General features: G+C 46.5%; 10 protein-coding genes. 8 read left to right on the top strand and 2 right to left on the bottom strand.

Translation table 11 applies throughout. From position 1 onward, the window contains the following. The first annotated feature begins 247 nt into the window (after positions 1-247). The 6 genes from G625_RS21510 to G625_RS0113660 all read left to right on the top strand — a co-directional run bounded on the left by G625_RS21510 (position 248) and on the right by G625_RS0113660 (position 9,341). Positions 248-1,561 carry a hypothetical protein gene (locus G625_RS21510; RefSeq protein ID WP_049895913.1) on the top strand — a complete coding sequence of 438 codons (1,314 nt, stop codon included), beginning with the start codon at positions 248-250 and terminating at the stop codon, positions 1,559-1,561. Between the two features lie 203 nt (positions 1,562-1,764). After that, positions 1,765-2,532: a sulfite exporter TauE/SafE family protein gene (locus G625_RS0113635; RefSeq protein WP_029201550.1), complete on the top strand. Its 768-nt coding sequence runs from the start codon at positions 1,765-1,767 to the stop codon at positions 2,530-2,532. Between the two features lie 129 nt (positions 2,533-2,661). Further along, positions 2,662-5,220 carry a thiamine pyrophosphate-binding protein gene (locus G625_RS23075; RefSeq protein ID WP_029201551.1) on the top strand — a complete coding sequence of 853 codons (2,559 nt, stop codon included), beginning with the start codon at positions 2,662-2,664 and terminating at the stop codon, positions 5,218-5,220. A 79-nt stretch (positions 5,221-5,299) separates the two neighbouring features. Continuing rightward, on the top strand, positions 5,300-6,613 hold the full coding sequence (locus tag G625_RS0113650; protein WP_029201552.1) for a sugar phosphate nucleotidyltransferase: 1,314 nt from the start codon (positions 5,300-5,302) through the stop codon (positions 6,611-6,613). 333 nt (positions 6,614-6,946) lie between these two features. After that, on the top strand, positions 6,947-7,930 hold the full coding sequence (locus G625_RS0113655; RefSeq protein ID WP_044932825.1) for a type I phosphomannose isomerase catalytic subunit: 984 nt from the start codon (positions 6,947-6,949) through the stop codon (positions 7,928-7,930). A gap of 430 nt (positions 7,931-8,360) precedes the next feature. Next, positions 8,361-9,341 carry an NAD-dependent epimerase/dehydratase family protein gene (locus G625_RS0113660; protein WP_029201554.1) on the top strand — a complete coding sequence of 327 codons (981 nt, stop codon included), beginning with the start codon at positions 8,361-8,363 and terminating at the stop codon, positions 9,339-9,341. Positions 9,342-9,450: 109 nt separating this feature from the next. Here G625_RS0113660 and G625_RS0113665 read toward each other — a convergent pair whose 3' ends face one another. Both G625_RS0113665 and G625_RS0113670 read right to left on the bottom strand, forming a co-directional pair. Then, positions 9,451-9,678, bottom strand: a complete 228-nt coding sequence (locus tag G625_RS0113665; protein ID WP_029201555.1) for a YgiT-type zinc finger protein — start codon at positions 9,676-9,678, stop codon at positions 9,451-9,453. After that, the gene (locus G625_RS0113670; RefSeq protein WP_242826640.1) at positions 9,678-10,016 is read right to left on the bottom strand and encodes a DUF4258 domain-containing protein; all 339 of its coding nucleotides are present in this window, start codon (positions 10,014-10,016) and stop codon (positions 9,678-9,680) included. The genes G625_RS0113665 and G625_RS0113670 overlap by 1 nt, the downstream gene beginning before the upstream one ends. A 289-nt stretch (positions 10,017-10,305) precedes the next feature. Between G625_RS0113670 and G625_RS20045 the strand changes: the two genes are divergently transcribed. Continuing rightward, positions 10,306-11,916: a class I SAM-dependent methyltransferase gene (locus G625_RS20045; RefSeq protein ID WP_049895915.1), complete on the top strand. Its 1,611-nt coding sequence runs from the start codon at positions 10,306-10,308 to the stop codon at positions 11,914-11,916. Positions 11,917-12,287: 371 nt separating this feature from the next. Beyond that, positions 12,288-12,922 (top strand): AAA family ATPase (locus G625_RS0113685; RefSeq protein WP_029201557.1); only part of this gene is annotated, 635 nt, incomplete at its 3' end.

Here is a 12,922-nt window from a genome sequence, read left to right on the forward strand (position 1 = left end):
GATAGGGATTTCAATGCAAGTCTTAATCTTAGAGATGCTATAGCTTACGAAGTTGCATAATCAAGCAAACGTAAGTATGTACTGCGGGCTATCGCAGGAATTTACGACTGTGGAGTGTACAAGAACTTGTAAGTAGCGTATTGCTTGCAATCGCCAAAACATACACGTTGAAGCAGTAAGAAGTATCCGTGAGGACTTCAATTTCTCGATGTGAGTATATTTACACACATTTTGAGTGGCAGACTGAATGGAATATTTAGATTATGCACAGCATTACTTTGACAAGGACATGGCCATATCCTTCTTTCTGGTATCCCTGGCTGGACTCGTTATCGTAATGGGGATAATATTTATGACAGCCAGAATATGGCAGGAAATTGACCCGGAGGAGATACCGGAAGAGGATCAGGAAGAAATAGATGATTCTGAAGGAAATCCCAGACGGGTTTCACGTCATGTATCTGAAATAAATACTGCTGGTGATGATTTGGGATCAGATGAGGATGACATTTATGACGAATTCGATGATTTTTACGAGGAAGACGACTCAGATGATTTCTATGATGAAGACGACTCCGAAGTTAAAACAAATCGCAGAAACCTGGCCTGCATAAACCGAAGCATCTCCAGGGTATCCGAATCTGATATTGGTATGGAAGATGGCGAAGAAAGACATAGAGAAACCATCGGAAGAAGAGTTGGAAGAACTAATGAAAGAATTCGGGATTTAAACATTGACGAAAATCAGAGTATGAATAGAGACCGAAGCGGAAGAGGGGGTGTAAGCTCAGGCAGAAACAGTAATGCAGAGATTTCTCAAAGAGTAAGCAGAAGCCGAAATATGGACCAGGGTGGCCGGAGCGTCAGCAGAAGTAGAGGCCGAAACATTAGCCGAAGCCGAGGTATGAATCAAAGCCGAAGATTACTCCGCCGCAGAACCCCGGACTTCAGGTACCGCCGTCCGCTGGAATTCATCGAATCCTTTTACGAGCTCGTATTCGCCAGCACCTCGATCCTGCTGCTCCTGTCACTGTACTACATCATCGGAGACCGCATAAATGTGGACAGCATTAACGCCATGTGGAATGACTACAAGGACTGGCTGCTCCTCCTTTTCCTTATTCTGTCAATGCTTCTGAACCGAATCCTCGACCGGATCCTGGTGCCCATGCGCCATATCGATGCGAAGCAGAGAGCCTCAATGAGACTTGTGAGCTCCATTTACGTTGTGTTTATCCTTCTATATATAAGGTTCATTTACGAGAGCTACAACTACGAAAGCCTCATCATATATTTCGTAATGCTGGTGGTTGGCCGTCTTTTCTACTTTGACGTCACCTGGGAAGGCTTTAAAAGCGACATTACAGGTATTGTAAAAAACTTCCCCTTCGTTATACTTATGGGAGCATATACAGCCGGAGTAACCTGGTACGGATTCCATTCGGGCTTCCTGCTTAAGGCCAATGGCGTACTGGTCAGCACCCTCATCGCCCACCTTTTCATGGACGTGTGTATCGTGCTGTTTGATAAATCGAGGCTCTGGAAGCTGTTTCTACGCTGATAAGATTATGATTTGAACGGAAATATCCCGGAAAATTATTGAGAGAATATGGCTGATCGGTTGGACATTTTAATTTAACGCTCTAATATAAATAACAGTTACAATATGATTCAATTAGATTTGCATATGTATGTCAGAACTATCAGGCGAGATACCAACGTTTATAGGTAGGGGATTAATATCATTAGTAAGGAAATAAGATTATGGAGTTAACACTAACAACCTATATGATTTGCTGCCCGCTTTTGTTTATTGCGGGATTTGTGGATTCCATCGGTGGAGGCGGAGGGCTGATATCCCTCCCGGCTTATCTTTTGGCTGGACTCCCGGCACACATGGCCATAGCTACAAACAAGCTTTCAAGCACCTGCGGAACCACAGTCGCCACAGCAAGATTCATAAAGCAGGGCCTTATCAACTGGAAAATCGCAGTGCCCTCCATCGTGGCGGCAGTCATTGGCTCCTCCATGGGAGCAAGACTTAGCCTCCACATACCTGAGAAAGTGCTTGTGACAGTGCTAATGTTTGTGCTGCCGGTGACAGCATTCATTGTTATCAACAAAAATCTGTTCAAGGATAATGGAGACACCGAAGCAATTCCTGACAGACGAACCATAATCACAGCCGTTGCAGCAGCCCTTATAATCGGCTTCTACGACGGACTCTACGGCCCTGGAACAGGAACCTTTCTCATCATAGCATTTACGGTGTTTGCAAAACTCGGAGTGAAGAGTGCAAACGGCCAGACCAAAGTCATTAACCTTACCACCAATATCACCTCCCTCGTCATATTTATAATGAGTGGCAACACCCTCTTCGCCCTCGGCATCCCCTGCGCCCTCTGCAACATGCTCGGCAACTACATCGGCGCCGGCCTCATGATGAAAAACGGCATCAGACTCGTCCGTCCGTCCATCATGATCGTACTGATGTTGCTTGCTGTGAAAATCGGTCTGGAACATATTGTATAAGCTGATTAAATCCGCATCCCTCCTTGAGTATTTTCACGGTTGCGTTTCAGCGGTCATGTATCTTAAAATAGAAGGAATGATAACAACGGCAATTTATGCTGCCCGAACCGCAGCAGAATGGAGCAATGCATGAGGATAAAACTAGCGAAGTACATATCTGAAACACTTGTAAAAAACGGTATCACCCAGAACTTCTCTATCACAGGCGGCGGCGCCATGCACCTTAACGATGCCTTCGGACACCAGAAAGGCATGCATACACTCTATCAGCATCATGAGCAGGCCTGCGCCATGGCAGCGGAAGCCTATGCCCGTATATATAACCGCCCGGCTCTTCTTTGTGTGACCTCAGGTCCCGGCGGCACCAATGCCATCACCGGCGTTCTGGGCGCATGGCTCGACTCCATCCCCATGATCGTGGTTTCCGGCCAGGTCCGCTATGACAATACCGCCCGCTGGGCACATGAACAGAACGGTACCCGCCTGAGAGCCATGGGTGATCAGGAATTTGAGATCACCAAGTCCATAACCTGCATGACAAAGTATGCCGAGATGCTCAGCGACCCCATGAGAGTCCGCTACGCAGTAGAAAAATGCATCTATCTCTCACAGACAGGCCGTCCCGGTCCGGTATGGCTGGACATCCCCGTTGATGTTCAGGGCACCTTCATCGAGACAGACGACCTGGTGGGCTTCGATCCGGAAGATTATGAAGCAGGTGGCGACGGATGGCGTAAATCCGAAATTTTGGATAAAGCAACAGCACTTTCTAAAAGTAAAGTACAATCTGTCGAAATGGCACTTGACAAAAATGCAGGAGTGTCAAATCTCTCAAATAACAATACCGCAGAAGCATCAGATGACTCAAAGGCTGATACTGGGGATCTTCTGAAACAAACAAAATGTGCCTCAAATGCCGATGCCGTAGATACAACTGATTCTTCTAATGCAGACGCCGAAGCTCTTCTGAACAAAGCCGGTATCAGCACCAACCCTCACCTCCGTTTCGAAGACGGCAACACCCGAGACCGCGAGAAGCCGGTACCGCTACTTGACCCGACTATCCCGAAGAGGATCATCGAGAAGGTGGCAGCATCAAAGCGCCCAATCTTCTATACAGGAAACGGAATTCGCATCGCGGGAGCAGAAACCCTCTTCCTTGAAGTCGCTCACAGACTCAACATCCCGATAGTAGTCGGCTGGAATGCCCCCGACATCATACCCACAGAGGATCCGCTTTACGTTGGACGCCCCGGTGGTCGAGGCGACCGCCCCGGAAACATTGCAGTTCAGAATTCTGACCTGATCCTCAGCATTGGCTCCCGACTCAACATCCGTCAGGTAGGCTACAACTTCACGACTTGGGCAAGAGAAGCCTACGTTATCGTAAACGACATAGACGCAGATGAGCTCAGAAAGCCATCGGTTCACTGTGACCTCCCCGTTCACGCAGACGCAAGAGCGCTCCTTAAAGCGCTGCTCCATGAGCTTGACAAGATGGGCGTCACCAGAGACAACCCTCTGTTCAAGGGCGGCGAAGGCATAAACCGCGAGGATGCCGCAAGCATTTGCCACACAGAAAAGGCAAAGGAAGTTGTTGAAACCAGCAGAAACCGCCAGGCCGATAATTCAGCTTCTGAGCTTATGACACAGTCCACAGACTCAACCACAGCTCCAGAGGCTCAATCCGGCGGATCAACTATTGACTGTCAGACTCAACTTTCAGGCTTTGCGGCAGAAAGCCATATCGTATGCGCTGCCTCCAACCTCACCTGGCTCGAAACCTGCGCCTTCTACAGAGAAAACTACCCCACCGTCCTCCCGGAGCACTTCACACCGAACAGTGAAGACCCCGCAAAGCAGGACGACCCCGAGAACCGTGCCAATGTTTACGCCGTTGTGGACATCATTTCCCGCATGGCAGAGCCCGGTCAGGTAACGGTAGTTGGCAACGGCTCCCCCTGCGTAGCCGGCGGCCAGGCCTATATCATTAAGAACGGAACCCGCTTCATCTCCCAGGACGGCGTTGCTTCCATGGGCTACGGACTCCCGGCAGCCATCGGCGCAGCCGTAGCAGTCCATTCCGTTAATGTCTCCGGCGACCCATCCTACCATGAAACCGTGGACGAACGTCTTCAGGCAGAAATACGAGACCCGTACTGGACCGGAAAAGAAGAAACCTACCCGCCATACGAGAAGCACGACATCATCCTTCTCACCGGCGACGGCTCAATCCAGATGAACCTTCAGGAGCTTCAGACTATAATAAGTCACAAGCTTCCTATAAAGATATTCCTCATCAACAACGGCGGCTACCACTCCATCAGACAGACCCAGTCGAACCTGTTCAAAGGAGAGCCCCTTGTAGGAATCGGCGTTGATTCCGGAGTCGAAGGCATTAACGACCTCAGCTTCCCGGATATGGAGAAGCTGGCAGCAGCCTACGGCTACCCCTTCATGAGGGTATGGCACAACCAGGACCTGGAAGCCGCAGTGCAGAAAACCTTCGACACAGAAGGCCCCGTAATCTGCGAGATCATGGTAACCATGTCCCAGCAGTTCCTTCCGAAGTCCGCCGCGAAGAAACTCCCCGACGGCTCCATCGTCAGCCCGCCACTTGAGGACATGGATCCCTACCTTTCCGACGACGAAATGAACAAAGTAATGCTTGTTAAAAGAGTTAATTAATGATACCGTTTTATCCACCGGGGACGGTTCTCGCCGGCGAGAACCGTCCCCGGTGGTATTATGAATAAAGGAAACAAATATGAATATAATTTTATTATCCGGCGGCAGCGGAAAGCGCCTCTGGCCCCTTTCCAACGACATCCGCTCCAAACAGTTTATTAAGATTTTTAAAAAGGCGGACGGCGAGTACGCCTCCATGGTCCAGCGCATCTACGACCAGATCAAAACCGTAGACCCGGATGCGAAAGTGACCATCGCCACCAGTAAATCCCAGGTATCCTCCATCCATAACCAGCTGGGCTACGACGTAGGCATCAGCGTGGAGCCATGCAGGAGAGATACATTTGCAGCCATCGCCCTTGCCACCGCCTACCTCCATGACGAAAAGCAGGTGCCTGAAAACGAGGCGGTAGTTGTATGCCCTGTGGACCCCTATGTGGATTACTCTTACTTCGAGTGCGTTAACAAGCTCTACGAAAAAGCAGAAAGAGGCGACAAGAACCTTGTCCTTATGGGCATCCGGCCCACCTACCCAAGTGACAAGTACGGCTACATCAAGCCCATAAAGGATGAACAGGGTAATGCTGCCTACGCCTTCACCGAAAAGCCCACCGAGGAAAAGGCGAAGGAATACATCGAGGCCGGCGCCCTCTGGAACGGCGGTGTTTTCGCCTACAAGCTTTCCTACGTTCTCGACAAGGCGAAGGAGCTCCTGGGCACCTCGGATTACGCCGAGCTCTTCTCGGATTATGAGAACCTTAAGAAGATTTCATTCGACTACGCAGTCGTTGAGAACGAAAAGAGCATCGAGGTCGTTCGCTACGAAGGCGAGTGGAAGGACGTCGGAACCTGGAACACCCTAACCGAAGTTATGGACGAAAACATTATCGGAAACGGCCGGGTGAATGACAAGTGTGCCAATGTTCACATCATCAACGAACTTGGCATCCCGATTCTCGGCATGGGCCTCAAGGATATGGTGATTTCCGCAAGCCCCGAGGGCATCCTCGTGTCCGACAAGGAGCAGAGCGCCCAGATAAAGCCTTACGTGGACGCCATTGACCAGCAGATCATGTTCGCGGACAAGTCCTGGGGAACCTACAGAATCCTTGATGTTGAGGAAAATTCACTGACCATCAAGGCCACCCTTAAGCCGGGCAGCAGGATGAATTACCATTCCCATGAGCATCGCGACGAAATCTGGAACGTCATCCAGGGCACTGGCAAGACCATCGTTGACGGCATGGAGCAGCCTATAAAGCCCGGAGACGTGGTGACCATGGCAGCAGGCACAAAGCACACCGTCATCGCCGGCGACGAAGGACTGCAGCTCATCGAAGTCCAGCTCGGAAAGGACATCAATGTCGGCGATAAGAAGAAATATGAACTGTAATGGGATATTGGCATTCATCTATGTTTGTGCTGAGGCACTAAACGTTGGAATGAAGCCATTTAGATATACATCTGCATATCAGAGATAAACTGATAAATCATGAATTTACAGGAACAAGTCTAAAATGGACAAGACTGTAGTGACATTCAGTTATATCTGTATTTGCATGTCAGAGATAAAAGGTTAAAACATGCATTTACAGAACAGATTGATGTGAATATATTCCATAACTATTTATGTCACCGATGGAAATCGGTGATATGAAGAATAGTGTAAAAATACTTCCCATCACTATTTGTGCCATCGATGGAAATCGGTGGTATGAGGACAATTATGAAAGAAAAAATTCCATTTGTTTTGAAGCCGGCGGCACAGGACTACCTATGGGGCGGCACAAAACTAAATGACGATTTCAATCTGGGTATAGACATTAACCCCTTTGCGGAGGCCTGGGTCTGCTCCACGCACCCGGACGGTCCCTCAACTCTTGAGGACGGCAGGCCGCTGACGGAAATCCTCCGTGAGCATCCGGAGTATCTTGGTACCCACCCACTGGAAACCATGGGCGGCAAGCCCGAGCTTCCTATCCTGATAAAACTCATAGACGCGAAACAGGACCTGTCCGTGCAGGTTCATCCCGACGACGAGTATGCATTTGCCAATGAAAACGGCTCCTTGGGTAAGACCGAAATGTGGTATGTTCTTGACGCAAAGCCGGGAGCAAAGCTTGTTTACGGCTTCAGCCATGATGTTACGGAGGCTCAGGTCAGAAGAGGCATCGAAACCGGTAAGATAGAAAAGCACCTTAACCATGTGGAGATCTTCAAGAACGATCTCTTCTATATAGAAGCTGGTACCGTTCATGCCATCGGCGCCGGGGCCCTGATAGCGGAGATTCAGGAAAGCAGCAATCTGACCTACAGATTTTACGACTACAATCGCGTGGACAAGGACGGAAACAAGCGACCTCTCCACATTGACAAGGCTCTGAAGGTTGCGAGCCTCAAGGCAAGCTCCAAGCCACGCCAGCCCATGAGAGTTCTGAAGTACGAGAACGGCCGCGCCAGCGAGCTTCTCACACGCTGCAAATACTTCCAGGTAGAACGCTGGCTTCTAAACACCGAAGGCCGCCAGATGCCCGGATTCCGCGCAGAAGAGAACAGCTTCCACGCCCTGTTAGTTACCGACGGCTGCGGCGTCCTCTACGGAGATGACTTCAGCATTAACTTTTTCAAAGGCGACTGCATCTTCATCCCCGCCAGCAGCGAAAACATGAAGCTCCACGGCAAAGCACAGATACTGAATGTCAGCTGCTGATGAAAATATGACTTAACTTTCGGATTATGAAATTTGAATCATTCTGATAAAACTCGATGTTTGACTCACATTGTAACGTTTGCAAGATTTAAGTCATATAAATATTTTAAGAATATTGACTCACTTTTGGGATTAGGTGTCTTGAGTCATATAGGCACGCTGAGGTCGTTGACTCGTCAGAAGAATATGAATATTAAAGTCAAAATTAGTAGAATATGCAATATAAACTGTATGGCAAATAATTTTTTACTTGTCAAACTCAGATAATTGATTATTATAAAGGTCATATGAGGATTTTAAATCCGCGAATAAAGAGGGGATATGACGGATATTGGATTTTGGAGAGGTCCTGTGTGGATATCCGGCATAGGCATTAGTCTCTCGCTTTGCGAAAAATAAGGGGCTAATGTTTAAAAGAGGGGAGTAGCGAATGAGAGTACTCATTACAGGCGTCACCAGTTTTCTGGGCGTTTACACAGCAAAACAGCTTTTGAGCGAAGGCTACGAGGTGATAGGAGCAGTAAGACCTGACAGCAAGAACCAGGACGTGCTTGAAGAAAGAGGCATCACCGCAGAACCAAAGTATCAGACAGTTTACATGGACTTTGACCAGCTTCCGGAGGCGGAGCTTGGAGAAGAACATTTTGCAGAGTTCCTTGAAAGAAACGAAAACGATGAGCCCATCATCGATGCCTGGGTACACTTCGCCTGGGACGGCATCGGATCCGCAGGAAGAGAAAACACAGACATTCAGATACAGAACATTGAAAATGCAAAGAAAGCATACATCATGGCAAAGGTTCTGGGAGCGCAGAAGTTCATCTTCGCGGGATCCCAGGCAGAGTACGGCGACGGCAACCACCGCTCACCGAGACCCATAAGCCCTTACGGAAAGGCAAAACGCGCCTTCGGACGCTGGGCAACAGAACAGAGCCTCCTTTCCCAGATGTATGATGAGAGGCCAATGCAGTTCCTTCACACACGCATTTTCAGCGTTTACGGTGACGGAGACCACAAGACAAGCCTTGTAAACACAGTACTTAAAGGCTCCCTCAAGGGAACACCAGTGGTGCTCGGACCCTGTGCACAGAGATGGAATTACCTTGAAGTAAGAGATTGTGCAAGAGCCATAAGCATTCTCCTACAGTCGGATGAGACCCGCACAGACGTTTACGATATTGCAGGAAGTGATTCCAGAATGCTCAAGAAATTCGTTCAGGAAATGAATGAAATCGCCGGCGGCGGAGCAGAGCTCGAGTTCGGAACCCGCAGCAACAATGCTGAAGGCGCCGCAAACATGTCTCCCGAGATCCTGAAGCTTCAGCGCCTCGGCTTCCACCAGGAAATATCTTTTGAAGCAGGCATCGGAGAGCTCGTAAAGAAAAAGAGGATGGAACTCGAAGCCGGTTGAAGGGAAGACGGAGAGGTTGAAGACTCCTTATGATATTTGATTAAAAAAATACCAAGTAAAGGCGAGATCACACCTTCACTTGGTATTTTTTTACGTTTTATTTTGTTACTTATGCAACTTTTGAATAATCGATAACGGAGACATCTTGCAAAACGGTTTTAGCCGCTGCCACAATTTTTTCCAACTGTTCGGCTACTTCATCCGTGAATGTGATTTCGCCGCATTTTTGGCATTCCAAACAAGGAACATTACGTATAACAATAATGCAGCCTTTGTATTCCACTGTAAAAGTGGTCGTAGTCTTAGTTTTGTTGTCTCCAAAACAAGCGTTACACATTATTTGGTCTCCTTTCTTGTTTTAAAATCTTTTTCCCAACGGTCCTCGTCAGGTTTATAAGCAGATATGATGATTATTCTATGCCTGTTGTACCCAACAACTACATGAATCGCACCACTTTCAGCAATATCAACCCATAAAATCAAGCAGGATGGATAGGAAGTCTCAGAGGTATTGTCTGCATCCAACGGATAATCTTCAATAATCTCGCCATGCATTATACAATTTGAGATATCTTTTCTAGTGATGTCTCTTTCTGCCATCCTTTTCAGACAATGTGCTTTATATTCTACTGGAATTCCGGATATAAAAGCGTTTCTAATATCTTCGATTTTCACATTTAAATCCTTCCTCTAATGGTTCAAGAAAGGAAAAATTCAAGAGATTTCCGTTCTTGAATCATAAGTGAATTGGTTATATAGAAATTATATCACACAATTATAAATAGATGTGTTGTCATTGTTCTTATTTATTTGTAATGGATATTTCTAGACTGTATAAGATGTCTTTGAAAATCATACAAGACAAGTGTTCAATTGGTTTGCTAATGAGAATATTTTTGAGAGAGAAGATTGGGAGAGATGTGATATAATCGTACCACATCAGTGTTTAATATGGAGATTTATAATGAAAATGAAATGTTTAGCCTGCGGGCACGAAATAAAGAAACTTATGACCTTCAAAGATATGCCGGCATCGGCTCAGGATATACCTTCGAAAGACGAACTTGATGCTGACCACCCCATCACGTTGGATCTTTGCCAGTGCACTGAATGCGGTCTGGTTCAATTTGACTGCGAGCCGGTATCATATTACAAAGACGTTATCCGTGCCGGTGGTGGAACCAGCACCATGACAAAGCTTCGTCACGAAGAGTATGCAAGACTTCTTGAGCATATGAGAGAGAATGGTGTCAAGGGCAGAAATATCGTGGAGGTAGGCTGCGGAAGAGGAGAGTTCCTCCGCATGTGGCAGAACCTGGCTGAAGATGAAGCAGGCGCGGAAGCCCTTGAGAAAGATATGGAGAAGGATCCGCTGTCAGGTCAGCCAAAAGCATTGCCACTGAAGCTCACCGGAATCGAGCACAAAAGGGAACTGGTGGAAGAAGCCAATGCTCATGCCGAAGACTACTACGATGCCATAGCAAAACAGGATATACAAAACAAGTCCCTGGCAAACGTAGCAACAAACGCAGGGTGTTCTTCAAATAAAAAATCAGAAGAAAAGATTCTGGAATCATCTATAGATGCACGAAATTTGAATTTTTGCACAAAAGTAGAGTGCTTTCCTAAAGTGAAGTGTTTGCACGAAAGTGGTCACTTTCAAAAAGTAAACTATCACGTCTACGAAGGCTTTGCAGAGGGCGACTACACCTATCCCGACGGTCCCTTCGACGCCTTCGTACAGTTCAACTTCCTTGAGCACCAGCCATACCCTAAGGATATGCTTCAAAACATCTGGCATAACTTAAAACCAAAGGCCCTGGGTCTCGTGACGGTTCCGAGCTTCGAGTATATCCTGAAGTATAACGGCTACTACGAGCTGCTCCACGACCACATTGCAAACTATACCGAGTTCACCTTGCATAAGCTTTTCCAGGACAATGGCTTCGAGGTCCTTGACATGTGCCTTGTAAACCGCGACACCATTGAGATCATCGTAAAAAAAGCAGATCCCGATGACCTAACAAATCTTCGCTACAATGGACAGCTCATAGATGTTTCTTCCTTAAAAGATAGCTATGACCGTTTGAATGAAGAGGTTAATTCACACCTGACTCAACTTTCAGCCGAAAACAAAACCATGGCCATCTGGGGAGCAAGCCACCAGGGATTCACATTGGCAGCCACCACTAAACTAGGCGGAAAAGTAAAATACATCATCGATTCTGCTAAATTCAAACAGGGAAAATACGCCCCGGCATCACACATTCCTATCGTCTCCCCTGACCATTTTATGTCGGATCCCGTTGACGAGATCCTCATCGTAGTCCCCGGCTACACCGATGAAATCGCCGGAATAATCCGCGAGCGGTATGGTGCAGATGTTAGAATTTTAGTTCTAGGCACTGAGCCGGATACTTCGAAGGTAAAAGAAACTGAAAAGAGCGCAGCAGCTCTTGAGAGCCATGATGATTCAGAGATTGTTTCAGTAGCAGACGGAAAGATCCTTTCAAAGGATGAGATCAAGGACGAGATGTTCAATGCAGACCTTTACAGTTATAACAGAGGTAAATGATGACGATAAGATAACTTTCATGACAAGCGGAAATGTAAAGAGCGGTCAGAAGGTTAATGCATAATTAAAACTACCCTGTTGCAAACCAGAGCTTTTTAACCATAAGAGGGTAAAAATCATACAGAAAAAATTGAAATAAAACAATGAAGAGGGCAAATTCCATATCAAATGGAATTTGCCCTCTTTTGTTTATATGGCAAAATTTAACAGTAAAAATTTTTTTCGTAATAAAAATATATAAAAACAGACTAAAACGTCATTTTTTAAATATAGATTGAAAAAATTTATCAGATTATAATATTTATAAACAGTAAATTAATTTTTACCCCATTAAGAAGCTGCTCGATCAAGGGAGGGTGAGGTGTACAGCTATGAAGTTATACAAGAGACAGAATTATCTGCAAAAAATCAGGGGCTTTTATCAGGACAAAAAAAAGATAAAAATTCTTACCGGTATAAGGGGCAGCGGCAAATCCTGTATCATGGAGATGATCATGAATGAACTCCGTTGGAGGGGGAATTCAACTGCAAACCTCATTCATATCGATTTGGATGCAAAAGAGTTTAAAAATGTGAAAAATGCAGAAAAACTCCGCGGGGTCATCAATGAAAGGCTGGTTAAGTCAAGGGAGGGCATAATCTATTTTTTCATAGATGAGATTCAGATGGTGGAGGGATTCGAAGAGCCGCTCTTTTCTCTTTATCAGGAAGACAGATGTTCCATATTTCTTTCTGCTTCGAGCTCGTATATCCTGAGCGAGGATTTTGAGTCAAGGTTCAGGGACAGCTACAAGGTATTTGAAATACTGCCCTTGTCCTACTCTGAGTATGAAGGAATGAAGGATTTTATGAATCTGAGTATAGAAGAGAACCCTATCCTGGAGTTCTCACGCTATGTTCATGACGGAGGTATGCCAAAAGTTCTTCAGTGTGCCGATTTACAGGAAAAAAGAAAATATCTTACCGGAATTCTTGAAGAAATATTCAAAAAGGATATAGCCAAGAT

Source organism: Oribacterium sp. NK2B42 (assembly GCF_000424445.1).
Taxonomy (GTDB): Bacteria; Bacillota; Clostridia; order Lachnospirales; family Lachnospiraceae; genus Oribacterium.

Coding starts and splice junctions, on each gene's coding strand:
- G625_RS23075 (WP_029201551.1), top strand. CDS start 2,662: ATGAGGATAAAACTAGCGAAGTACATATCTGAAACACTTGTAAAAAAC.
- G625_RS0113665 (WP_029201555.1), bottom strand. CDS start 9,678: ATGTGTAACGCTTGTTTTGGAGACAACAAAACTAAGACTACGACCACT.
- G625_RS0113655 (WP_044932825.1), top strand. CDS start 6,947: ATGAAAGAAAAAATTCCATTTGTTTTGAAGCCGGCGGCACAGGACTAC.
- G625_RS0113635 (WP_029201550.1), top strand. CDS start 1,765: ATGGAGTTAACACTAACAACCTATATGATTTGCTGCCCGCTTTTGTTT.
- G625_RS0113650 (WP_029201552.1), top strand. CDS start 5,300: ATGAATATAATTTTATTATCCGGCGGCAGCGGAAAGCGCCTCTGGCCC.
- G625_RS21510 (WP_049895913.1), top strand. CDS start 248: ATGGAATATTTAGATTATGCACAGCATTACTTTGACAAGGACATGGCC.
- G625_RS20045 (WP_049895915.1), top strand. CDS start 10,306: ATGAAAATGAAATGTTTAGCCTGCGGGCACGAAATAAAGAAACTTATG.
- G625_RS0113660 (WP_029201554.1), top strand. CDS start 8,361: ATGAGAGTACTCATTACAGGCGTCACCAGTTTTCTGGGCGTTTACACA.